Source organism: Arthrobacter sp. UYNi723, from assembly GCF_054057635.1.
The window spans coordinates 1-21,901 of the sequence record NZ_JBSRZM010000019.1; the positions used below are offsets into that span (position 1 = coordinate 1).

Consider the following 21,901-nt stretch of genomic DNA (forward strand, 5'->3'; position numbering starts at 1 on the left):
AGTTTCTGTTCCTTAGACAGTCAGAAACCTAGGCGGAAAGCGGCGTGCGTCAGTTAAGGCGCGCTCAAAGCACCCACGGATGAGTCAGGAGAGCCCAAAAACCCCCTCTTTCTAAATTGGCTTGACTTGATGCGCCCCAGTGCCACGATGGTTATCTGGGGGTATCGCGTGTTGTCCGGTCGCTTGAAGGGGATAGGCATGACGACGGTGGCTCTCGGACAGGATTGGCAATTGAGCCTGCTGGGGGCCTGGCGGTTGCGCCGCGGCAGCAATACCGTCACAGTGGCCAGCCGGGAACAGCGGCTCATCGCGTGTGTGGGACTCCTGGGCTGCAGACACCGGAGTTTCCTGGCCGGCCTGCTGTGGCCGAAGAGCAGCGAAACGCAAGCTGCCGGTAACCTGCGGACCACCGTGTGGTGCATCTCCCACGCGTTCCCGCACCTTCTCCTGACGGACGCGGATACGCTGGAGCTTCACGAATCGGTCAGGGTCGATGTCACGGCGCTGCAGCACCACGTCGCCACACTGCAAGCCCAGCCTGAAGCCCGGATTCCTGACAGTTATCTGGACGACCTGAGCAGGGCTGACCTGCTTCCCGGCTGGTACGACGACTGGGTGATCTTCGAACAGGAGCGGCTGCGGCAGTTGCGCCTCAGCGCGCTGGAGCTCATGGCACGGCAACTTCTGGCGGCCGGCGAACCCGGCGGAGCTGTCATCGCGGCGTTGTCCGCGGCAAGCATCGAACCACTGAGGGAATCGGCCCATCTGCTGCTGGTCCAAGCCCATCTGGCCGCCGGGAACCGGGCCGCCGCGGTCCGCGCCTACACGATGTTTGCCAGCCGGCTGGAAGGCGAACTCGGCGTCCTGCCCTCAAGCCAGCTGAGCGAGCTTGTGTCGGCGTTCCATCCGCACTGAGCGAGGAATCATCATGGATACCCTCATCGAAATCCCCGGAGACCGCATGGCGGCCAAGTTCGCCTACGCGGCCGCCGGCCTGGGCGTCGTAGGCGTGGCAACACTGGGCGCCATGTACGCCATCGAAGTGCCAAAGAACGGACCCTACGTCTTCGGCACCATCAACGATGCCACCGGCGGCGTCTTCCAGCTGGTGATCATCCCGGTGATCGTCCAGGTTCACCGGCGCCTGCGCCGCACACCCGGCTCTGAGGCCGCCAAATGGCTGGTGATCGCGGCCAGCGGCGCAGGATCAGCAAGCTCGTTCCTCCTGGTCGCGAAGAAGCTCGATTTCACGGTGTCCACTGGCATCTCGGTGGGGGCAATGGTGGTCCAGGCTGGCTGGTTCCTGCTGGCCCACCGGGCACTGCTCAAGAGGGGCAGCTATCCCCGGGATCTCGCGAAGCTGGGACAGTTCATCGGCGGCGCCTTGGTGGTGGCGTTGCCCTTGGCGGCGCTGACCGCGGTGGAACAGGCGCCGGCCTGGATCCGCTGGGGCATCGGCGGGGCGGGAATAGCCTTTGGCGCCACAGCGTGGGTAGCCTGGCCGTACTGGTATTTCCTCGCGGCCCGGCACCTCAGCCACGTCCCCAGGGAAGTTCCCGACCGACCCCCACGTCCACACCGTCGGAACATCGGCGCCGCGTACTGAGGCACTCGCTGACCCAACGCCCGGCAAGTCCGTGCCGCCGGCCGGCCCAAGCCGTGCTGCCGCGCAAAAGTGCGGTACTTTGTGGCCATGGACTTTGGCAACGCCGACAGCTGGGGGGCGGCGATCTACTTCTGGATCATCCCCGTGGTCCTCGGCGATGCCATCTTCCCGCCCATCCCCTCAGAGATGGTGGTGATCACCGGCGGCGCCCTCTCGGCCGACGGCCGGGCCAACGTCTTCCTGGTGGGGGCACTGTCCGCGGTGGCCTCCTGGGTCGGCGATATGGTGGTATTCCAGCTCTTCAAGCGCCGGCTCAGCCACGTCCTGGACCGCTGGCGCTGGGGCCGGAAAGTCCACCACGGCATCCATGCGGCCATCGCCAAGGCCGGCCGCTCCTCCACCTACGGAACCATCATCGGCGCCCGCTTCATCCCCGGCGGGCGGCTGGCGACGTCGGCGGCTTCGGGCATCGCCGACGTTTCGGCCCGGGGTTTCAGCCTGTGCGCCGGCCTCGGAGCGGTCCTCTGGGCCAGCTGGCTGGTGGGCCTGGGCTACTTCACGGGATCGGCAACCAAGCTGCCGTTCTGGGCGAGTTCGCTGATCGGCGTGGTGCTGGGCCTGGTGATCGGCGCCGTCGTCGGCATCATTGTCACCCGCCGGCGCGGCACGCGCTCACCGGTGGACGAGCCCGCCCCCGGCGAGTGAGCTAGGGCGACTGAGCTAAGCCGAGTGAGCTAAACGGGCGCCCAGCGGCCGCGGTTGCGGCGGAGCACCGTCAGTGAACCGGTGAGCGCAACGCGTTCGACGGCGTCGCGCATCATCGCTGCCGATTCGCGCGCCTGCTGGTTCTCACCGCTGCATTCGGTCGCCTCCACGAGGAATCGGAGGTTCAGTTGGGGGACGCCGGCGGCAAGTTCGATCTGGTTGGATTCCACATGGTGACGGGTCTCCAACGCCTCGAGCGCGGCGGCCATCACGGCTTCCGGCGGGTTGCCAGGCTTCAGTCCGGTGATCTTCAGGCGGGTCTGGAACGAAGGCATGCCTTCAACCCTATGGCAACCCTCACGTCTGGCCCCAAAATCCCCAACCCTTCTCCCGCACCAAGCTGCGGGCCATGGTTTTTCCGGCGGCGCGGGACTAAAATTTGGCCACGGTCTCATCGTTTGAATCATCGTTTAAATCGGTAATCAGGAAAGAAGAACGAACATGAGACGGACCACAATTCGCGTGTTAGCTGCTGTATCCGCAGGCCTGTTCGCGTCAATGCTAACCATCAGTGGCGCTTCAGCCGCCGGCCAGAGGGACCTGGCGCAGGTGCGACAGGCCACCACCCAGTACCACGACGTCAGCGCCGCCATCGCAGCTGGCTACAAACCCGTGGGTGAATGCGTTCCAGGCATGGGCTACCACTACGTCAATTTCTGGCAGTTTGGCCGAATGAACCCGCTGGTTCCGGACGCTTTGACGTATGCGGCGAATGAAACGGGGCAGCTCAGGCTGGTGGCGGCAGAGTGGTTCAAGGTCGATGCTGACCAGGACCTGACAACCGCCGGTGACCGGCCGAGCATGTTCGGAAAGCAATTTGACGGACCCATGCCCGGCCACGCTCCTGATATGCCCATCCATTACGATCTCCATGCCTACCTGTGGCAAGGAAATCCGGACGGCGTCCTGGCAACCTACAACCCGAATGTTCACTGCCCCGAACCGTAAGAGCGATCCGTTCCGAGAGGTCAGCGGGCCGCTGGCCGTGCAACATGGGCCCTACCCGGTGTTGCGCAGGCCGGCCGCCACCCCGTTGACGGTGATCAGCATGGCCCGCTGGAGCCGTTCGTCGATCTCGGCGCCGCTGATGCTCCCGCCTTCGGCGCCCTGGGCAGCCCGCACGCGGCGGAGCAACTCCACCTGCAGGTAGCTGATGGGGTCCAGGTACTGGTCCCGGATCTCCAGTGAACGCTTGAGCGTGGGCTGGGCGTCCAGGAGCACGTTCTCGCCGGTAAGGTTCTGGATCTCGGTGACCGTGAGTTCGTACTCTTCACGGATGGCCCGGAAAATGTGGTGCAGGTCCTCGGGAACCAGGGTGGCCACGTAGTACCCGGCGATGTCCATGTCCGTCTTAGCCAGCGTCATCTCCACGTTGGAGACAACCGACCGGAAGAAGTGCCAGTTCTCCATCATCTCCACCAGCTGCGCGGAGTTTCCGGCCTCACGGGCAGCCCTCAGGCCAGAGCCCACACCGAACCAGCCCGGCACGATCTGCCGGGACTGGGTCCAGCCGAACACCCAGGGGATGGCACGCAGGCCGCCAAGCCCCGCCCCGGAATCCGGGCGTTTGGACGGGCGGGAGCCGATGTTCAGCGAGCCCAGCTGCTCCACCGGAGTGGAGGCCAGGAAGTACGCGGGCAGGTCAGGATGGTCGATTAGGTTCCGGTACCGGTCGAAGGCGCCGTCGGAGATGATTTCCATAACGTGCCCGTACCGTTCGCGCTGGTCGTCCGACGTGCGCGGATCCCGGTGCAGCGCCGAGCCCTGGAGCACTGCCGCGAGGGACAGCTCCAGGTTTTCCCGGGCCAGCTCCGGCAGCGAGTACTTGTCCGAGATGACCTCGCCCTGTTCAGTGAACTTGATCTCGCCTTCCAGCACGCCGTTGGGCTGGGCCATGATGGCGTCGTAGGTGGGTCCGCCGCCGCGGCCCACGGAACCGCCGCGGCCGTGGAACAACCGGACACGGACGCCATGCTTGGCCGCAACGTCCCGCAGGTTGCGCTGGGTCTTGTGGATCTCCCACTGGCTGGTCATCACGCCGGATTCCTTGTTGGAGTCCGAGTAGCCCAGCATGATTTCCTGGACGTCGCCGCGCAACCGGACCAGGTCGCGGTAGGACGGAACGGACAGCAGCTGGTCCACGATCTCCGCCGAGGCACGCAGCTCTTCCACGGTCTCCAACAGCGGCGCGAAACCGATCTTGGCGTAGGGAGATTCGCCGAACAGGTTGATCAGGCCTGCCTCGCGGGCCAGGACGGCCGCGGCCAGGACGTCGTCCGCGCCGCGGGTCATGGAAATGATGTAGGTCTCGATGACGTCCGGACCGTACGTGCGCAGGGCTCGGCGGATCTCACGGAAGACGTCGTACGTGCCGTCAGCGACGCCGTCGAGCTTGATCGGGTGGCCGGACAGCGGCCGGCGTGAGGCGAGCTCCGAGCCGAGCACCTCGAAGCGTTCCTCACGGCTCAGTTCCGCATAGCGGATGCCGGGGCCGCCCAGCCGGTCCATCAGCTGGCCAACGGCGTCATGGTGGTGGTCGGCGTGCTCGCGGATGTCCAATGTGGCCAAGTGCAGGCCGAAGGACGCGACGGCGCGGCGGACCCGCGCTAGGGCGCCGTCGGCAGCGAGCGACGCCGAGTGGTTGCGGAGCGACAGCTCCAGCAGTTCGAGGTCGTTGAGGAGTTCCTCGGTGGAGCTGTAGTCACGGCCGTGCTCATGGGTGGAGTCCGCTGCAACCCGCTTGCCCGTGTTGATGAGCTTGGCCTTGATGCACGTGAGCTTGAGGCGGTAGGGCTCCTGGGCGTTGAGCTCCAGGACGCGCCGGTCCAGGCCCGGCAGCTTCTTCAGGTCCGCGTCGATGGAGTCCAGCAGGGTCTGGTCCGCGCCGGACAACGCGGTGGAGTTGGACAGGATGGAGATCAGCTCGTCCATCATAGCGATGCTGATGCGGACGGCGTGCTGGTTCTGGATCTGCAGGATTTCCCTGGTGACCGCTGCCGTGACGTTGGGATTGCCGTCCCGGTCGCCGCCGATCCAGGACCCAAACCGGATGGGTGCGTCCTGGGACGAAAGGCTGACGCCGTGCTCACCGAGCAGTTCCGAGAAATCCGAGAGCATCTCGGGCATGGCGTCGGTCAGGATGCCGCCGAGGTAGTAGATCGCGTTGCGTGCCTCGTCCACCGGGGTGGGGCGTACCTGGCGCAGTTCGTCGGTCTGCCACATCTGGTCGATGACCTCCGAAAGCTGGCGGTCCTGGCGGCGGCGCGCGGAGGTGCCTTCCTTCGTGGGCTCGGCCAGGACATCCGAGAGCTTGCGGATCTTGTCCAGCACGGAACGGCGCGAAGCCTCGGTGGGGTGGGCGGTGAAGATGGGGCGGACGTCCAGCCCGTTCACCACTTCCTGCAGGACTTCGGGGCCCGCCTGGGCCGCGATTTCAGTGACGGCCTTGGCCAGCCACCCGTCCTTCTCCTGCCGGGTCCGAAGGCCGCGGACCCGGTGGACCTGCTCGGCCGCATTGGCCAGGTGGAAGTAGAACGCGAACGCGCGCACCAGGTCTGTGGCCTGCTCGATCGGCAGGGAGCCGAGCAGTTCGCGGACCTGCTCGACGACGTCGTGCGCGCTCCATGGTCCGGTGGCATCGGCACCGCCGCGGGCGGCTTCCTTGGACTCCTTGGTGAGGAGGCGGACCTGCTCCACCAGATCCAGGAGTTCGGGGCCGTGCTGGCGGACCAGGGACTCACCCAGCAGCGTGGAGACGCGCCGGACGTCGGCCCTCAGTTCAGAGGCGAGGTCGGTTGAGGAGTTCATTGCAGTGTTAGCCATGGAAACTGTCTTTCGAGGGTTCGGACTTGGCTCGTACACTGCGCTGGATACTGTGAGCCACGTTACTAGCTATCGATGCTACCTGCACGGGATGGCGAAGGCGGAATCCGTCTCAGATATTGCGCCGGTCCCCGCCCCTGCCGCGCCTGACTTCACCGGACGATCTTGAAGTTGAAATCCGGAGTCCCCAACGCCGACCAGAGGCGCAGCCACACCGGGAGCATCATCTCCGCTCCCCGGGCGGTGGTGATGTCTCCGAGGTCAATAATATCGCGGTGGCCCAGCTCCTGGAGGAGCGCCGTCACGGTGTTCTTGGCACCGGCGTCGTCGCCGGAGACAAACACCGAGTGCTCCCCGCCGCCCACGCGTCCGGGGTCAACCATCAGCCCTGCGTTCATGGTGTTCAGCGTTTTGACCACCCGCGCCTCCGGGAACGCGTGCTGGATCCGTTCGGCGTTGCTGTCCGTGTTGACCGGGTTCAGCACCGGCGGCATGCCCTGGGAGAAGTCGAGCGGGTTGGAAACGTCCACCACCACTTTCCCCGACAGGTTGGTCGAACGCGCGGCACTGAGGGCACTGAGTGCGCCTGCTCCGTTCGTTGCATTGACTATCAGTTCCGCCGCGGCTGCGGCCTCCGCGAACGTTTCCAGGGCTATGTGCTGGTTCGCTACGTGCCATTCGCTGAAGGGCGGCGTGCCCATGGCGTCCGGCGCGCTGCGGGCGAGAGTCTCTCCCGGGTCGCGGGTGCCCACCACCACGTCGTGTCCCAGCGCGGACAGCGCGCCCGCGAGGGTCCGGCCTGCGAAACCCGTGCCCAGGACCGCGATTTTCATGGTTCCTCCAAGGTCAGCAGTGGGAGTCCGGAAACGAGGTTCCGTCGCTTTCGACGTTACTCTCCGCCGCCTGCAAGACAAGGGCTGCGGGCAGCAACGCGGCGCGAGGTCCGTGGTGCTCCGCGGCGGTCCGTGGTGGAATGGACGGCGTCCGCACTGGGTTGTAAGCCTTGACATCGTAGCCGGGGAATCACAACCCCTTTTGGAGGAACCATGCACACCACCGCAGCCGCGCAGCTGGAACGCTGGCAGCGTTTCCGCACGAACCGGAACAAGGCCCTCGCCACCCGCCACGGCTGGCTGACCCTCACCTCCTTGCAGTGGCTGGAACCCCGCCCCGCCGCCGTCGACCTCGCCCCCGGCCTCTGGTCAACGGACGGCACGACGGCGACACTAACCGCTGCGGCGCAGGACGGCCTGACGCTGGTGGAAACCGGCGAGCCGGTGGACGGGACCATTACGGCCTCCCTCGCCAACGAGGAATCCCTGATGTGGGTGCAGTTCGGCGGCGCGGACAGGCAGCAGGTTGTAGTGGAACTCGCCATGCGCGCGGACCGGTACGCCATCCGGACCCGCGATTCCGGCTCGCCGGTGCTGACGGAGTTCGATGGCGTGCCCACGTTCGACTACAACCCGGACCTGGTTATTGAGGCCGCCTACGAGGCGTATCCGGAACCGGCGGCCATCCCGATCGGAACGGCGAATCCGCTGGTGGACGGCGTCCATTATTCGGTGGGCGAGGTGGTTTTCCGGCTGCCGGAGATCGACCATGAGTACCGGCTGCACGCCGAGGAGGAAAAACTGGGCGCGCTGACCATCACGTTCCATGACGGGACAAACGGCGAATCAACGGATGAGTGGCGGAAAGTCTCTACCCCAAGGCCGCGGGTTGATGCGGCCGGGAAGGCCACGGTGGTCCTGGACTTCAACCGCGCCATCAACTACCCCAGCGCCTTCACCCCGTTCGGCACCTGCCCCATGCCCGTGAAGAACAACAGCCTCGACGCGAAGATCGAAGCCGGCGAAAAGCAACCTCTCCTCGCTGATTGAGCGCCGTGCCCGGTGATTGAGCCTGCCGAAATCCCGGTCTCGCTGCCTAGACGATCGCTGAGACGCCGGTGACCGCCCGGCCCACAATGAGCGTGTTGATTTCGAACGAGCCTTCGTAGGTGTAAATGGCCTCGGCGTCGGCGAAAATTTTGGCCATCCGGTAGTCGGTCACGATGCCGTTGCCGCCCAGGAGGGACCGGCCCAGCGCGACGGTCTCGCGCATCCGGGCGCTGGTGTAGGACTTGGCGAGGGCAACCTGCGGCATGTCCGCCACGCCGTCGTCCTGCAGCTGGGCAATACGCGCCATCATGGCCATGCTGGCTACGGCGTTGCCCAGCATGGTGACCAGCTGCTGCTGGATGAGCTGGAATTTCGCCAGCGGCCGGCCGAACTGGTGGCGTTCGACGGCGTACTGCCGGGCGACGTCGAACGCCGCCAGCTGCTGCCCCACCGCCTGCCACCCCACCATGATCCGCGAGCCGCGCAGGAGCTGGTTGGTGTCCTCGAAACTGCTGATGCCGGCGAATCGGTCGGCCTCGGCGACCTGGACATCCTTAAGCACAATGTCCGCGTTCTGCACGGTCCGGAGCGCAATCTTGTTCTCGATCCGGCTCCGGCTCACGCCCGGCAAGGAAGCATCAACGATGAACCCTCGGACCGCGCCCTGCCCGTTGGCAGCCACGGCCTCGTCCTTGGCCCACACGAGCATGTAGTCGCAGAACGTCCCGTTCCCGATCCAGCGCTTGGCGCCGTTGAGCACCCACGCGTCGCCGTCGTCGTCGGGCTCTCCCGTTGCGCTGGAGATGCGCCGGGCACTCGTTTCCATCCCGCCGGCAACGTCGGAACCGTGGCCGGGTTCGGTGAGCGCGAAGGCGCCCGTGATGCGCAGGCTTGAGGCGTCCGCAAGCAGCCGCTCTTTCTGGCCGGCCGAACCGAAACCGTAGAGCGACTCCACAAAAAGGTCGTGGTGGACCAGGAAAAATGTGGCGATCGAGGTATCCACGCGCGTCATCTCGGCGATGACCAGTCCGGCGAACAGGTTGCTGTAGCCGCGCTGCGCCGGTGTGCTCAGCTCCAGCGCGGCGAGCTTGGGCAGGATGTGCGCCGGGAACTCCGCCTTGTTCCACCAGTCCGACGCGTAGGGGGCGATCTCCGTGGCCAGAAAATCCCGCAGCTCGGCCAGTTTGGCCCGCTCCTTCGAGCTGAGGAGTGACTCGAACGCGAAAAAATCGGCGGTGGGCAGCTCGTCGATCGCCCGTTCAGTGGTGGAGGGCTCGGTGGTGGGCGGCAGGCTCATTTCGGCCCCATTCGGATGGCACCGTCGAGCCGGATGGTTTCGCCGTTGATCATCGCATTTTCCACGATGTGGGCCACCAGACTGGCGTATTCGGCGGGCCGGCCAAGGCGCGACGGATGCGGGACCTGCTGGCCCAGTGAATCCTGCGCGTCCTGCGGGAGCGTTGCCATCATGGGTGTTTCGAAGATGCCCGGGGCGACGGTCACCACGCGCACTAGGGAGCGGGCCAGCTCGCGGGCCAGCGGCAGCGTCATGGCGGCGACGGCGCCCTTGGAAGCGGCGTAGGCGGGCTGGCCGATCTGCCCGTCGAAAGCTGCCACGGAGGCGGTGTTGATGATGACGCCGCGCTCGGGGCCGCCGAGCTCAGTACTGATCGGTTCGGTGGATACCATAGCCGCGGCGGCCAGGCGCAGCACGTTGAACGTCCCGATGAGGTTGACCTGGATGACGCGGTTGAACGTGTCCAGCGGAAGGACGCCGTCCCGGCCCAGGACCTTGCCCGGCGTGGCGACGCCGGCGCAGTTCACAACAATGCGCAGGGGTCCCAGCGCCACGGCAGTGTCGACGGCGGCCTGCACCTCAGCCTCGTTGGTGACGTCCGCGGGGACAAAGGCCGCTTGTGCCCCCGAACCGCCGGCGGAATTCAGCGCTGAGGCGTTGAGCTCGGCGGCGTAGGCCGCCCCGGCAGAGGACGGCAGATCGATCAGCACCACCGAGGCGCCGGCGTCGAACAGGCGCTTCGCTGTGGCAGCGCCCAGCCCGGAAGCCCCACCCGTAATCAGCGCGACAGTACCCAAGACGTCCATACATCCTCCTTGATGCGGCCCCAGCACCATAAGACCGGCGCGGAACATTAGTTAGTGCATGTTAACTGAAAATCCTGCGGGCCGCACCCACTAGGCTGAACGGATGACCATGCCGGATGCCGAACCTGCCCACTGGCAGGACCGGGCCAACGTGGCGGCCCGCTCCGTCACCGGACTCTTCGGCCGGCGGCTGCTGTTCCTGCCGGGAACCCACCTGGCCGCCGTGCAATGGCCGTCAAAACACCTGAAGAACCTCCTCCACCCCTGGCACTACTGGTGGCAGGCGCACTACGTGGACTGCCTGGTGGATGCCGGGCGCCGCGAACTGGGCAACGGAGCCACCCGCGCGGCAAGGTTCAACGGCGCACACCACCCCAGCGCCGGCAGGCTCGCGTCCAGGCTGGTCACGGGCATCCGGGTGCGCAACGCCTTCACCTTCGTCAATAACTACTACGACGACATGGCCTGGCTGGCGCTGGCGACGCACCGCCTGCAAAGCCTGGCCGAGGAGACGCGCAAACCCGGACGACGCCGCAACGCGAGGGTCCGCAAGACGCTGACCCTGCAGTTCGATTCCGCCTCCACCGATGACCTGGGCGGCGGGACCTTCTGGAGCAAAAAGCGCGACTTCAAGAACACGCCGGCCACCGCCCCCGTGGCGCTCTACTACGCCCGGACAGGCCAGCAAGCCAAGGCGCAGCGGTTGGTGGACTGGCTCAATGCCGTGCTGTTTGACGAGGCCCGGGGCCTCTATGTTGACGGGGCGCGGCTCAGCCCGGCCGGCGAGGTGATTGTGGAGAACACCCTCTACGCCTACAACCAAGGCCCCGTACTGGGAGCCTTGCTGGAGCTCGGCGGCAACGCCAACCTCGCCAGGGCCGCGGCACTGGTGGACGCGGTCGCCAACCAGCTCACCGTACCGGCGCAGCGCATCCTCCGCTGCGATGGAACAGGCGACGGCGGACTCTTCACCGGGATTCTCTGCCGGTACCTGGCACTCGCGGCCGTCGATGCCCGGCTCCCGGAGTCCGCCCGGAACACCGCGAAGGAGCTCGTGACAGCTACCGCCGAAGCCTTCTGGGCGGGCCGGCGGCCGGCCGGCCGCGGAGCGGCATCAGCCACGGCTGGGAACGTCCTGTTCTCCATCCACGCGGCACAACCGGCGGACACAACCTACCCGCCAGGTGCCGCCGTCGAACTTTCCACCCAGCTGCAGGCCTGGATGGCGCTGGAGGCCGCAGCGGCCATCCACAAAAGCCATGAATGAATTAGGGCACGCAACAGTTCCGTAATGCATGTGATCCTGATCACTTAAGGGTGATGCCGCTTGGTGTCTTAGGTATGGCTAACCTACAGTTTCACGAGTGAGCCAACCCTAACTCCGGGCTCGCCAGGACCGACGGTCCGCCAGACTTTTTCCCAGAAAGTAGCCCCGATGAAGATCCGCAACAGCGCCCTGGCCGGCATCGCACTCGCCGCCACCGCAGCCCTCGGACTGACCGCCTGTGGCGGCAGCACGTCCCCGGAAGCCACCGGCTCCTCCGCCGCAGACGGCCAGGCTTCCGGCGAGATCACGGTCTACAACGCCCAGCACGAGAGCCTGACGAAGGAATGGATCGACGCTTTCACGGCTGAGACCGGCGTCAAGGTGACCATGCGCCAGGGCTCGGACACCGAACTGTCCAACCAGATCGTCCAGGAAGGTGCAGCGTCCCCGGCTGACGTTTTCCTCACCGAAAACTCCCCCGCGATGGCTCAGGTTGAAAACGCCGGCCTCTTTGCCGACGTCGACAAGGCCACCGCCGAGCAGGTTCCCGCTGAGTTCCGCCCGAGCACCAACAAGTGGACGGGCATCGCCGCCCGCTCCACCGTCCTGGTGTACGACAAGAACAAGATCAGCGAAGACAAGCTGCCCAAGTCCATGCTGGACCTGGCCAACCCGGAGTGGAAGGGCAAGTGGGCCGCTTCACCGTCCGGCGCTGACTTCCAGGCCATCGTCGCCGCGCTGCTCGAACTCAAGGGCGAAGCCGCAGCCGAGGAATGGCTCAAGGGGATGAAGGAAAACTTCACGGCCTACAAGGGCAACAGCACCGCCATGAAGGCAGTCAACGCCGGCGAAGTCGACGCCGCCCTGATCTACCACTACTACTACTACGGTGACCAGGCCAAGACCGGCGAGAACTCCAAGAACGTCACCCCGTACTACTTCAAGAACCAGGACCCGGGCGCGTTTGTATCCGTCTCCGGCGGCGGCGTGCTGAAGTCGTCTAAGAACGCTGCGGATGCACAGGCGTTCCTGAAGTTCATCACCGGCAAGAAGGGCCAGGAAGTCCTCAAGAACGGCACCTCCTTCGAATACGCCATCGCTTCCGAGGTACCGGCCAACGACAAGCTGGTTCCCATCAAGGAACTTCAGGCGCCCACCGTGGACCCGGCCAAGCTGAACTCCACGAAGGTCACCGAGCTGATGACCAAGGCAGGACTCCTGTAATTCAGTGACCACTGATCTATCGGCTCCCCCTGTAGCGGAGAGCACGACGACGGCGGGCCGGGGCACCAGCCCCCGCCTGCCTTTCGGCGTTTCTGCGGTGTCCATCCTGGCAGTGCTCATCGCGCTGTTTTCGCTCGTTCCGCTGGGATACGTCGTGTACATGACGGCGGCAACCGGGTGGGACACCGCCGCCGAACTGATCTTCCGGCCGCGCGTCGGCGAACTCCTGCTCAACACGGTGCTGCTCATGGTGATCACCGTCCCGCTCAGCATCACCCTCGGCGTCGGAGGTGCCTGGCTGGTGGAACGGACCAAGCTCCGCGGCCATAAAATCTGGGCGGTTTTGCTGGCGGCGCCGCTGGCCATTCCCGCGTTTGTGAACAGCTACGCGTGGGTCTCGGCCGTCCCATCCCTGGCCGGCTTGGGCTCGGGGGTCCTGATCGCCACGCTGTCCTATTTCCCGCTGGTGTACATCCCCGCGGCCGCCACCCTCGGCCGTCTGGACCCGGCCATCGAACAGTCCGCGGCCGCACTGGGCCTCGGCAACTGGCGGGTCTTTTTCCGGGTGATCCTCCCGCAACTGCGCATCGCCATGACCGGCGGCGCCCTCCTCGTGGCCCTGCACCTGCTCGCCGAATACGGCGCGTTCGCCATGATCCGTTTCGACACGTTCACCACCGCGATCATGGTCCAGTACCAGTCCACGTTCAACGGGACCGCCGGCAACATGCTCGCCAGCGTCCTCGTGTTTTTCTGCCTGATCCTGCTGGTGGTCGAGGTCCGCGGCCGGGGCACGGCCCGCTACGCCCGCGTAGGATCCGGCGCCCAGGCCAGGGCCCTGCGCCTGCCGCTGCACGCCTACCAGGTTCCGGCGCAGCTGTCCCTGCTTGCTTTGACGGGACTGGCCTTCGGGCTGCCGGTGTTCTTCGTCCTGCGCTGGATCACCGCGGGCGGTTCCGCGGTCTGGGCTGCCGACGAGTTCGCTCCAGCCCTCCTGACCACACTCGGCTACGGCCTGGCGGGTGCGGTGGTGACCACCGTCGTCGCGTTCCCCATGGCCTTCCTTGCAGTGCGGCACCCCAGCTGGTTCAGCAAGTCGCTGGAGCTCTCCAACTACGTCACCAGTTCCCTGCCCGGGATTGTGGTGGGCCTCGCGTTAGTCACCGTCAGCATCCGGCTGGTCCCCGGCGTCTACCAAACGGCCGGAGTGCTGGTGGCCGCGTACGTCCTGCTGTTCCTGCCCCGGGCGCTGGTCAATCTCCGCGCCGGCCTGTCCCAGGCCCCCAAGGAACTCGACGAAGCCGCCCAAGCCCTGGGCAAACCGCCGCTGCTGGCCTTCATCCGGGTCACGCTGCGGCTCACCGCTCCCGCTGCCGCGGGCGGCGCGGCGTTGGTGTTCCTTGCCATAGCCAACGAGCTCACCGCCACGCTCCTGCTCTCCCCGAACGGGACCCGCACGCTTGCCACCGAGTTCTGGTCCAAGAGCAGCGAGATCGACTACGCCGGCGCCGCGCCCTACGCCCTACTGATGATCCTGCTCTCGGCACCCATGACTTACCTTCTCTTCCAGCAGTCCAAGAAAGTGGCCGGACAGTGACCGAACTATCCCCCTCCAGGCTTCCGGAACCGCGGATCGCGCCGTCCGTGGCTCCCTCCACCAACAGCCACCTGCAGATTGCCGACGTCACCAAGAACTTTGCGTCCCAGGCCGTCCTCAAGGGCGTCAACCTGTCCGTCGCCAAGGGCGGCACCACCGCCATCGTGGGGCCATCGGGCTCGGGCAAGACCACCCTCCTGCGGCTCATCGCAGGCTTTGAACACCCGGCCACCGGCAGCATCTCGCTCAACGGCACCAAGGTGGCGGGCGACGGCGTATGGTTGCCTGCGCATAAGCGCCACGTGGGGTACGTGGCCCAGGACGGGGCGCTTTTCCCGCACCTGACGGTGGGCCAGAACATCGCGTTCGGCCTGGACACGGCCAAGCTCGCGGGTGGCCGCCGCGGGGCCGCGGGCCGCATCAGCGAGCTGCTGGACATGGTCTCCCTGGACGCCTCCATGGCCAAGCGGCGGCCGCACCAGCTCTCCGGCGGGCAACAGCAGCGTGTGGCCCTGGCCCGCGCCCTGGCCCGCGAACCCGAACTGATGTTGCTGGACGAGCCCTTTTCAGCCCTGGACGCCGGCCTGCGCGTGGCAACCCGGCGGGCCGTGGCCAAGGTCCTCAACAAAGCCGGCGTCACCACCATCCTGGTCACCCACGACCAGGCCGAGGCCCTGTCCTTCGCGGACCAGGTGGCCGTGATGCGCGGCGGCAGGCTAGCCCAGATCGGCAACCCGTTTGTGGTTTACACCCGCCCCGCCGACCGCGCCACCGCGGAGTTCCTAGGCGACGCCGTCATCCTGGACGCCTGGATGGAAGGCTCGCTGGCCACGTGCTCACTGGGCGAAATTCCGGTGCGCCGCCCGCCTGCCCAGGGCCGTGTGCAGCTGATGCTGCGTCCTGAGCAGATCCGCATTGCCGAGGATGGCCCCATTCGCGGCGTGGTGGTGGACACCGACTACTTCGGCCCGGAAACCACCGTTCGCCTCAAACTCTCTGTGCCGCCCGAACTGGCCGGCACCGACCACCGCTACCCCGGCGGCGGCGAAATTATCACCATCCGCCACTGGAACGCCTCCATTGCCCGGCCCGGAATGGAGCTCTGCCTGCGGGTGGTTGGCGAAGCCGTCGCCTTCCCGCTCGACGACTAACCCCAACTGAGTAGCCGCAACTGTCGTTATGAGCCCTCAAAACGACACTTACGGCTACTCAGTTGGGTGGGTCGGCGGGTCTGCGGGCTTCTTCTTCTGCGGATACGGTGCCTCGCCCCGGGCCAGCATCTCCACAAAGCCGGCGATTTTCCGTTCCCGCGTGGACGCCTGCTTCACGGAATTCGTCCGGTAAATCAGGGCATACCGGTTCACGGAGGTGAGGACGTCGAACATGGCCTGGGCCGCGGGGATGGCGGCGATCGCGGCGGCCAGATCCGGCGGGACTTCCGCCGTCGCCTGCCCCACATAGGCTGCCTCCCAGCGCCCGTCCGCCTTAGCGGCATCGACGGCAGCACGGCCCGCCGCCGTCATCCTGCCGGCAGCCTCGAGCTGCCCGATGCGGTCCACATTCCGCGCCGACCAGACGCTCTTCGGGCCGCGGCGGGTCATCCGCTGGAAGGAACTGTCGTCGTCGCGCCTTTTGCCCTGGCCGTCGATCCACCCAAAGCACAGCGCCTCCTGCAACGCCGCCTCGTAATCCAACTCGGTAGTGTTGCCGCCCTTCTTATGCAGCACCAGCCACACGCCGGGGCTGGTGGCGTGGTGCTGTTCCAGCCACAGCCGCCACTTCGCCGCGTCCGCTACCAGCAGCTCCTCGAGTTCAATGGCCATGGCCCTATTCTGCCCGCCTTCTGCAGGAAGTGGCATGATGGCGGTAGCCGACCTGTCCGGATTCGAGGAGGAACCCATGCTGCGTGTCAGACCCGTCCATTTCACCTCCCGGCCGGACAGTTGGGAACAGCTCCTGGCTGCCCTGGGCCTGGCCAAGACCGTTGAGCAGGGCGAATGGCGGGAGTTCGACGCCGGTTCCGGCAGGCTGGCCGTGCATGTGGCCGACGCCGGCGCCACGGACGACGGCACCACTGCCCTGGGCGTGGAGGTGGGCGATCTGGCGGAATTCGCCCGGCGCACCACACTGACAGCGGAGGAATCCGGGAACACCGTCGCCGAACTCATCGCCGCCGACCACGGCGAGTCCTGCCGCATCACCGGCCGGGACGGCTTCAGCTTCCTGGCGGACAAAGGCGCCCGGAAGCCCAACTCGGCTGACGCTGATCCGGCCCTGACCGTCGTCGGGGTCTGGTTTACGGAGGATCCCGGCGCCGCCGCCGTGACGCTGCAGGACATTGGCGCCAGGTTCCGCCCTGTCCCGGACGCCGACGAAACCGCCGACTTTACCGCCAAGAACGGCGGGGTGCTGATGGTGCGGCCGGCATCCGGGCCATCGCGGTCCGGCTTGGGATTTGAGTACGACGGCGATCTGGGCGCCTTGCGGGACCGGCTCACCGCCGCCGGGCTGGACGTTAGCGAAACCGAGGAAGCCTTCGGCCGGACCCTGCACGTGGCCAACCCGGACGCCGCAGGCAGCGCAGGTAGCTCCGGTACCGCCGACACAGCCGCAGCCACAACCGCCCCGCATGTCCCGCCCACTCTCTGGATCTCGCAGCGCCTCGCCGCAGAGTGATCCGGCCGTGATCCGGCGTGCACCGACCGGCGGGTGAGATTCCGGCGCTTTGGGCGACGCTTTACGCTGATAGCTCACCCCTCAGCGGTCCTCGGCCGTCCGATGGGGTAGAACTTAACCATGAACGTTCGCACTCCTGACCCCAATCCCGGCTGGCTCTCCGAAGAAGACCTTTTTGAGGCCCGCGGGAGGCTCCCCATGATCTATGTGGAGGCCGTGCCGGTAAGGCTGGATCCGCTGGGTTTTGTGAACGAGGTTGGCACGCTGCTGCAGGCCGACGAGGACGGGAACATGATCCGGTCGCTGGTATCGGGCCGTGTGATCTACCGCGAGACCATCCGCGCCGCACTGCTGCGCCATATGGAAAAGGACTTGGGGCCGCTCGCCTTTCCGCAGCTCCCCATCAGCCCGGTCCCCTTCACGGTGGCCGAATACTTCCCGGCCCCGTCCCAGACCGGCTTCACCGACGACCGCCAACACGCCGTGTCCCTGGCGTACGTCATCCCCGTGACAGGCGAATGCGAACCCCGCCAGGACGCCCTGGAACTGACCTGGATGACTCCGGCGGAAGTGCTCAGCGCCGACGTCCAGCTCGAATTCAGCGGCGGCCGCGGCTCCCTGGTCCGCCAGGCGCTGGCCTTTGCGGGAGTGGGTAACTGACGCCCGCGGGTTCCCCGGCGTCCCCGACTTCCAGGGCCCCGCTTTGTAGACTGTAGGGCGGACCGCAAGAGAACTTAAGGACTCCCATGACCGAAAACCCAGCCGCCAGGCACTACAGCGAACAGCAGGCTGGATCTCTGACCACCGGCGATCAGCTCCTCCTCCCCGACGGTGAACGCACCGCCGAAATCCAGCACGTGGAGTTTGAACCGGATGATTTCGGGACCCCTGCGGTAGTCCTGGCAAACCTCACCGGCGGCGGCACCCTCCGCATCGCAGCCGGCTCCACCGTAAAGATCCTGGACACAACAGTCCGGGTCATCATGGTTCCGGACACCACGGTTCAGGACACCCCCATTCAGGACACAACGCCCGACGCCGTCACGCAGATTCCGGTCGCGGCGCAACCCCCTGCCGAACAACCCCAGCACACCGGAGAAGCGGGGGCGGCCCCGGCGGCTCCCGCCGTCGTCGTACCTCCCCTGCCGGCCATCCCGCCCGCGATGAGCGGCCCGTCCGCGGAAGAACTGGCGCGGATTCCGGCGCCGCAGGGCACACCCGAAGCGGTGGTGGAGGCTGCCGCGGAAGCCCACCCGGACGCCGTTGGGGTGCTGCTGCTGGCGGACAAGCTGGCCAAGGGCATCAACTTCAAGTCCGGCAGCTGCCTCAAGGACCTCAGCGACCTGGCCCACGAACTGTTCATCACGCTCGAGGATCCGGACGGGGCGCTCGCCGTGGCGGACCTGCTCAACGTCCTCCCGTTCGACGGCAACCCGGGCCGGTGGGCGTCCGTGGAGGCGTCGCTGGCGTTGTCCAGCTTCATCTGCCGCCAGGACCGGCAGGAGGAGCGCGCCGAAGTCTATGAAAAGCTGCTGCGTTTGCCGGAAAACCAGGAAACGGACCCGTTCAAGGCGCGGATGAACGCCAAGGTGCGCCAGCGTTCGCTGAACGAACCCAACCTGTACGACAAAGAGATCTTCCGCTCGATCGACAACTCCAACCATGAGGCCGAGCGGGAGTGGCGGCTGCTGCGTCTCGAATCCCTGCTGTTCCTCCGGGCACACGGCGGGTCTGAGACGATCGGGGTCGGCGAACTCCAGCGCCGGATCAGCAACGAACTCGAGGCCGTCCGGGCCTAAGCCGTCGGGGTGGGGGAATTGCCCCCTACCCGGGGCTGCGCCCGCGTTGTAGATTCGGGCTATGACGAACAATCTGAGCGTGGTGATAAATGCTGATGCGCCGCAGGTCTGGACCATGCTGCGTGAACCTGCCAAAGTTGCCCAGTGGCATGGCTGGGAGGCCGATGAACTGGCTGATGAGATAGACGGGATCTACTTCAGCAGAAACGTCGTTGAAGCCCCGGACCACACCAGCCTGACCACCAACGGCGGCGACGTCTTTGACCTGAAACCAGTGTCCGCCGGGACTTTGGTCAGTGTCACGCGGGCAGCCCTGGACCACAACTCGGAATGGGCGGCCTGGGACGAGGACATCACCCAAGGCTGGCTGACGTTCCTGCAGCAACTCCGCTTCGCGCTGGAACACCACCCGCACGGCAAGCGGCACACGATGTTCTTCGAATTTCCCGGCGAGCCGGCTTCCGCCATCGAAAAGCTGGGCTTGTCGGACGTGCCTGCGCCGGGTGAGACGTACGGGCTGACGCTGTCCACAGGGGAGGAGATCACCGGCAAGGTCTGGTTCCGCAGCAACCACCAGGTGGGGCTCACCGTCCACAGCTATGCGGAGCACGGCGACGGCCTGCTGATCGTGGCGGACCAGCCCGTCATTGAAGGTGTGAGGCCCCACGGCGGCGCCATGGTGATCGCCTCGACGTTCGATCTGGGTGCCCACAAAATGGAGTCCATCCATTCGCTCTGGGACAGTTGGCGGGCTGAGAACTACCCCACATCGGAAACGGCCCACTGAGGGATCGGCGGCGTTTGCTGGCACACTGGAACCGTGCCAGCCAACCCCGCCCCCGCGCCATCCGTCTCCGTTTCGGCCGTCTCAGCTGATCCCGTCGCAGCGGCGGCCGGCTCCGCCGCTCCAGCCGACCAGTCGCAGTTCTCCTTCACCGTTGGCACCCGCCTTGCTGACAGCTCTGCGCCGTCGTCTGCTCAGGCAGCTGCCAACGGCGGCGAATTCCTGGGCCGCACGGGGACCATCACCACCCCGCATGGCGAGATCCGCACCCCAGCGTTCATCGCCGTCGGGACCAAAGCCACAGTCAAATCCGTGCTGCCGGAGTCCATCGCCGAACTCGGCGCGCAGGCCGTGCTGGCCAACGCCTACCACCTGTACCTGCAGCCGGGCGCGGACATCCTGGACGAGGCCGGCGGGCTGGGCTCGTTTATGAACTGGTCCGGGCCCACCTTCACGGACTCCGGCGGGTTCCAGGTGATGAGCCTGGGGTCCGGGTTCAAGAAGGTCATCGACATGAAATCGGTGGACACGTCCGGGCCGGACGACGCCGTGGCTCCGGGCAAGGAACGCCTGGCCCACATCGACGACGACGGTGTCTGGTTCAAATCGCATCTCAACGGCGACCGCCACCGTTTCTCCCCCGAAATTTCCATGCAGGTCCAGCACCAGATCGGCGCGGACATCACGTTCGCCTTCGACGAGCTGACCACGCTGCAGAACTCCCGCGGCTACCAGGAGGAATCGCTGGAGCGCACGCGGCTGTGGGCCCTGCGCTGCCTGGAGGAGCATTTCCGGCTGACCACGTCCCGTGTGGGGAAGCCGTATCAGGCGCTATTCGGTGTGATCCAGGGTGCCCAGTATGAGGACCTCCGCCGGAAGGCCTGCCGGGACCTTGGCGCCATGGACTTCGACGGCTACGGCATCGGCGGGGCGCTGGAGAAAGAAAACCTGGGCACGATTGTTCGCTGGTGCAACGAGGAGCTACCGGAGGACAAGCCGCGGCACCTGCTGGGCATTTCTGAGCCGGACGATATCTTCACGGCCATCGAGAACGGCGCGGACACCTTCGACTGCGTCTCCCCCACCCGCGTGGCCCGCAACTCCGCCTTCTACACGCCCGCAGGCCGCTTCAACCTGTCCGGAGCCAAGTACAAGCGCGACTTCGGGCCGCTCCAGGAGGGCTGTGACTGCTACGCCTGCGCCAACTACTCGCGCGCGTACATCCACCACCTGTTCAAGGCCAAGGAAATGCTCTCCGCCACCCTGATCTCCATCCACAATGAGCGCTTTGTGGTGAAGATGGTGGACGATACCCGGCTGGCCATCGAAGCCGGGACTTTCTTCGAGTTCAAGGCCGAGACCCTGGCGCAGTACTACTCGTAAGCGCCGGCCCGGCTCGCTGCCCGCCCGCCTTCCCTGCGTCCCGCCGTCGTCCTCCGCGCCGTTTCGATGGTTCCCTGCCCACTCGATGACTGCGAACATCGTCTGCGCAGGGAACCGTCGAAATGGTGGCCCGGGGATGGCCGCTCAGACCCCGTAGCTCGGTTCGCGCTTCTTGATCCAGCCGATCACGAGGGACGTCACCGGCACAAACAGGAACTCCACGAGTGTCTTGTAAACAAAGCCCACTACCACGTAGTTCAGGAACGTGCCGAAATCCGTGATGCCGATGACGGAGGCCGCGATGCTGCAGAAAATCAGGGTGTCCACGAACTCGCCCGCGCCTGAGGAACCCATCAGCCGCGCCCAGAGTGACTTCTCCCCGGAGCGGGCCTTCATCTTCACAAGGATCCACGAGTTGATGGTCTGGCCGGCCAGGAATGCCAACAGCGAGGCGAGCACAATCTGCGGCACCGGACCAAGGGCCCCCTCAAGGGCGGCCTGCTTGGACGTGCCGAACTCGTCATCAAAGCCGGGCAGGGCGATGATCACCCAGTAGCAAACAGAGGCGAAGACGGACAAGGCGAAGGTGGTGACAATGGCTTTGCGCGCCACCTTGAAACCGTAGACCTCGCTGATCACATCGCCCAGGATGTAGGCGAGCGGGAAGAGGAAAAAGCCGCCGTCGGTGATGATCGGTCCGATCGCGACGCCCTTGGACGCCCCGATGTTGGACAGGATCAGCACCACGGCCATAAACGCCAGCATGATGCCGAAGTACGGCGAGCCGATTGATGCGAATTTCGGCGCCGTCCGGGCGGAATTGGCGACGGGCAGGGCGTAAGGGCCTGAGGGGGAAGGCATGGGAGATTCCATTCGTAGTGGTTCGCTCGGCGTACCGATCCCTCAATCAAAGTTGCGCGGGACGCCGGCTGTATTAGCACTGTCACGACATTTTCCCACTGAACAATAGGGCCAGACGCCGGATGGCAGGA

The 21,901-nt window shown here is 66.0% G+C and carries 21 protein-coding genes; 14 read left to right on the forward strand and 7 right to left on the reverse strand.

Translation table 11 applies throughout. The annotated features are described in order from the left end of the window. Positions 1–198: 198 nt before the first annotated feature. The 3 genes from ACVWY0_RS14690 (at position 199) to ACVWY0_RS14700 (ending at position 2,311) form a co-directional block, all read left to right on the forward strand. Positions 199–915 (forward strand): AfsR/SARP family transcriptional regulator, encoded by a 717-nt coding sequence (locus tag ACVWY0_RS14690; protein ID WP_485837332.1) that lies wholly within the window; start codon positions 199–201, stop codon positions 913–915. A gap of 13 nt (positions 916–928) precedes the next feature. Further along, positions 929–1,606 (forward strand): hypothetical protein, encoded by a 678-nt coding sequence (locus ACVWY0_RS14695; protein ID WP_485837333.1) that lies wholly within the window; start codon positions 929–931, stop codon positions 1,604–1,606. An 87-nt stretch (positions 1,607–1,693) separates the two neighbouring features. After that, entirely contained in the window at positions 1,694–2,311 is a 618-nt protein-coding gene (locus ACVWY0_RS14700) for a DedA family protein (protein ID WP_252567004.1), read from the forward strand. 29 nt (positions 2,312–2,340) lie between these two features. On the opposite strand, the gene ACVWY0_RS14705 is transcribed toward ACVWY0_RS14700, so the two are convergent. Continuing rightward, the gene (locus ACVWY0_RS14705) at positions 2,341–2,646 is read right to left on the reverse strand and encodes a hypothetical protein (RefSeq protein ID WP_485837334.1); all 306 of its coding nucleotides are present in this window, start codon (positions 2,644–2,646) and stop codon (positions 2,341–2,343) included. A gap of 166 nt (positions 2,647–2,812) precedes the next feature. On the opposite strand from ACVWY0_RS14705, the gene ACVWY0_RS14710 reads away from it, so the two are divergent. Further along, a complete protein-coding gene (locus ACVWY0_RS14710) occupies positions 2,813–3,319 on the forward strand; it encodes a hypothetical protein (protein WP_485837335.1) in 507 nt (168 codons plus the stop codon). A gap of 51 nt (positions 3,320–3,370) precedes the next feature. On the opposite strand, the gene ppc is transcribed toward ACVWY0_RS14710, so the two are convergent. Further along, positions 3,371–6,193 carry a phosphoenolpyruvate carboxylase gene (gene ppc / locus ACVWY0_RS14715; protein WP_485837336.1) on the reverse strand — a complete coding sequence of 941 codons (2,823 nt, stop codon included), beginning with the start codon at positions 6,191–6,193 and terminating at the stop codon, positions 3,371–3,373. A 152-nt stretch (positions 6,194–6,345) separates the two neighbouring features. Beyond that, positions 6,346–7,026, reverse strand: a complete 681-nt coding sequence (locus ACVWY0_RS14720; protein ID WP_485837337.1) for an NADPH-dependent F420 reductase — start codon at positions 7,024–7,026, stop codon at positions 6,346–6,348. Between the two features lie 213 nt (positions 7,027–7,239). Between ACVWY0_RS14720 and ACVWY0_RS14725 the strand changes: the two genes are divergently transcribed. Continuing rightward, positions 7,240–8,076 (forward strand): DUF1684 domain-containing protein, encoded by an 837-nt coding sequence (locus ACVWY0_RS14725; RefSeq protein WP_485837338.1) that lies wholly within the window; start codon positions 7,240–7,242, stop codon positions 8,074–8,076. A 46-nt stretch (positions 8,077–8,122) separates the two neighbouring features. Here ACVWY0_RS14725 and ACVWY0_RS14730 read toward each other — a convergent pair whose 3' ends face one another. Together ACVWY0_RS14730 and ACVWY0_RS14735 are read right to left on the reverse strand one after the other, a co-directional pair. Further along, the gene (locus tag ACVWY0_RS14730) at positions 8,123–9,373 is read right to left on the reverse strand and encodes an acyl-CoA dehydrogenase family protein (protein WP_485837339.1); all 1,251 of its coding nucleotides are present in this window, start codon (positions 9,371–9,373) and stop codon (positions 8,123–8,125) included. Further along, complete coding sequence (locus ACVWY0_RS14735) at positions 9,370–10,179, reverse strand: SDR family NAD(P)-dependent oxidoreductase (RefSeq protein ID WP_485837340.1); 810 nt, start codon at positions 10,177–10,179, stop codon at positions 9,370–9,372. The genes ACVWY0_RS14730 and ACVWY0_RS14735 overlap by 4 nt, the downstream gene beginning before the upstream one ends. 103 nt (positions 10,180–10,282) lie before the next feature. Between ACVWY0_RS14735 and ACVWY0_RS14740 the strand changes: the two genes are divergently transcribed. From ACVWY0_RS14740 to ACVWY0_RS14755, 4 genes are all read left to right on the forward strand, one after another. Further along, positions 10,283–11,446 carry a glycoside hydrolase family 76 protein gene (locus ACVWY0_RS14740; protein WP_485837341.1) on the forward strand — a complete coding sequence of 388 codons (1,164 nt, stop codon included), beginning with the start codon at positions 10,283–10,285 and terminating at the stop codon, positions 11,444–11,446. 168 nt (positions 11,447–11,614) lie between these two features. Then, positions 11,615–12,670, forward strand: coding sequence for an iron ABC transporter substrate-binding protein (locus tag ACVWY0_RS14745; protein WP_485837342.1), 1,056 nt, complete (start codon positions 11,615–11,617; stop codon positions 12,668–12,670). Positions 12,671–12,674: 4 nt separating this feature from the next. Continuing rightward, positions 12,675–14,267 carry an ABC transporter permease gene (locus tag ACVWY0_RS14750; protein ID WP_485837343.1) on the forward strand — a complete coding sequence of 531 codons (1,593 nt, stop codon included), beginning with the start codon at positions 12,675–12,677 and terminating at the stop codon, positions 14,265–14,267. Further along, entirely contained in the window at positions 14,264–15,418 is a 1,155-nt protein-coding gene (locus tag ACVWY0_RS14755) for an ABC transporter ATP-binding protein (protein WP_485837344.1), read from the forward strand. The genes ACVWY0_RS14750 and ACVWY0_RS14755 overlap by 4 nt, the downstream gene beginning before the upstream one ends. Positions 15,419–15,472: 54 nt before the next feature. On the opposite strand, the gene ACVWY0_RS14760 is transcribed toward ACVWY0_RS14755, so the two are convergent. Further along, positions 15,473–16,090: a YdeI/OmpD-associated family protein gene (locus ACVWY0_RS14760; RefSeq protein ID WP_485837345.1), complete on the reverse strand. Its 618-nt coding sequence runs from the start codon at positions 16,088–16,090 to the stop codon at positions 15,473–15,475. Positions 16,091–16,166: 76 nt separating this feature from the next. On the opposite strand from ACVWY0_RS14760, the gene ACVWY0_RS14765 reads away from it, so the two are divergent. The 5 genes from ACVWY0_RS14765 to tgt all read left to right on the forward strand — a co-directional run bounded on the left by ACVWY0_RS14765 (position 16,167) and on the right by tgt (position 20,909). After that, positions 16,167–16,943 (forward strand): VOC family protein, encoded by a 777-nt coding sequence (locus tag ACVWY0_RS14765; RefSeq protein WP_485837406.1) that lies wholly within the window; start codon positions 16,167–16,169, stop codon positions 16,941–16,943. Between the two features lie 120 nt (positions 16,944–17,063). Further along, the gene (locus ACVWY0_RS14770) at positions 17,064–17,603 is read left to right on the forward strand and encodes an NUDIX hydrolase family protein (protein ID WP_252566979.1); all 540 of its coding nucleotides are present in this window, start codon (positions 17,064–17,066) and stop codon (positions 17,601–17,603) included. Positions 17,604–17,689: 86 nt separating this feature from the next. After that, positions 17,690–18,742, forward strand: coding sequence for a DUF6707 family protein (locus ACVWY0_RS14775; protein WP_485837346.1), 1,053 nt, complete (start codon positions 17,690–17,692; stop codon positions 18,740–18,742). 61 nt (positions 18,743–18,803) lie between these two features. After that, positions 18,804–19,529 (forward strand): SRPBCC family protein, encoded by a 726-nt coding sequence (locus ACVWY0_RS14780; protein WP_485837347.1) that lies wholly within the window; start codon positions 18,804–18,806, stop codon positions 19,527–19,529. A gap of 33 nt (positions 19,530–19,562) precedes the next feature. Then, positions 19,563–20,909: a tRNA guanosine(34) transglycosylase Tgt gene (gene tgt, locus ACVWY0_RS14785; RefSeq protein ID WP_485837348.1), complete on the forward strand. Its 1,347-nt coding sequence runs from the start codon at positions 19,563–19,565 to the stop codon at positions 20,907–20,909. Between the two features lie 144 nt (positions 20,910–21,053). On the opposite strand, the gene ACVWY0_RS14790 is transcribed toward tgt, so the two are convergent. After that, complete coding sequence (locus tag ACVWY0_RS14790) at positions 21,054–21,770, reverse strand: queuosine precursor transporter (RefSeq protein WP_485837349.1); 717 nt, start codon at positions 21,768–21,770, stop codon at positions 21,054–21,056. Between the last annotated feature and the right edge of the window lie 131 nt (positions 21,771–21,901).

Coding starts and splice junctions, on each gene's coding strand:
- ACVWY0_RS14740 (WP_485837341.1), top strand. CDS start 10,283: ATGACCATGCCGGATGCCGAACCTGCCCACTGGCAGGACCGGGCCAAC.
- ACVWY0_RS14720 (WP_485837337.1), bottom strand. CDS start 7,026: ATGAAAATCGCGGTCCTGGGCACGGGTTTCGCAGGCCGGACCCTCGCG.
- ACVWY0_RS14735 (WP_485837340.1), bottom strand. CDS start 10,179: ATGGACGTCTTGGGTACTGTCGCGCTGATTACGGGTGGGGCTTCCGGG.
- ACVWY0_RS14790 (WP_485837349.1), bottom strand. CDS start 21,770: ATGCCTTCCCCCTCAGGCCCTTACGCCCTGCCCGTCGCCAATTCCGCC.
- ACVWY0_RS14695 (WP_485837333.1), top strand. CDS start 929: ATGGATACCCTCATCGAAATCCCCGGAGACCGCATGGCGGCCAAGTTC.
- ACVWY0_RS14780 (WP_485837347.1), top strand. CDS start 18,804: ATGACGAACAATCTGAGCGTGGTGATAAATGCTGATGCGCCGCAGGTC.
- ACVWY0_RS14690 (WP_485837332.1), top strand. CDS start 199: ATGACGACGGTGGCTCTCGGACAGGATTGGCAATTGAGCCTGCTGGGG.
- ACVWY0_RS14710 (WP_485837335.1), top strand. CDS start 2,813: ATGAGACGGACCACAATTCGCGTGTTAGCTGCTGTATCCGCAGGCCTG.
- ACVWY0_RS14725 (WP_485837338.1), top strand. CDS start 7,240: ATGCACACCACCGCAGCCGCGCAGCTGGAACGCTGGCAGCGTTTCCGC.
- ACVWY0_RS14705 (WP_485837334.1), bottom strand. CDS start 2,646: ATGCCTTCGTTCCAGACCCGCCTGAAGATCACCGGACTGAAGCCTGGC.
- ACVWY0_RS14765 (WP_485837406.1), top strand. CDS start 16,167: ATGCTGCGTGTCAGACCCGTCCATTTCACCTCCCGGCCGGACAGTTGG.
- ppc (WP_485837336.1), bottom strand. CDS start 6,193: ATGGCTAACACTGCAATGAACTCCTCAACCGACCTCGCCTCTGAACTG.
- ACVWY0_RS14770 (WP_252566979.1), top strand. CDS start 17,064: ATGAACGTTCGCACTCCTGACCCCAATCCCGGCTGGCTCTCCGAAGAA.
- ACVWY0_RS14745 (WP_485837342.1), top strand. CDS start 11,615: ATGAAGATCCGCAACAGCGCCCTGGCCGGCATCGCACTCGCCGCCACC.
- ACVWY0_RS14775 (WP_485837346.1), top strand. CDS start 17,690: ATGACCGAAAACCCAGCCGCCAGGCACTACAGCGAACAGCAGGCTGGA.
- ACVWY0_RS14760 (WP_485837345.1), bottom strand. CDS start 16,090: ATGGCCATTGAACTCGAGGAGCTGCTGGTAGCGGACGCGGCGAAGTGG.
- ACVWY0_RS14730 (WP_485837339.1), bottom strand. CDS start 9,373: ATGAGCCTGCCGCCCACCACCGAGCCCTCCACCACTGAACGGGCGATC.
- ACVWY0_RS14700 (WP_252567004.1), top strand. CDS start 1,694: ATGGACTTTGGCAACGCCGACAGCTGGGGGGCGGCGATCTACTTCTGG.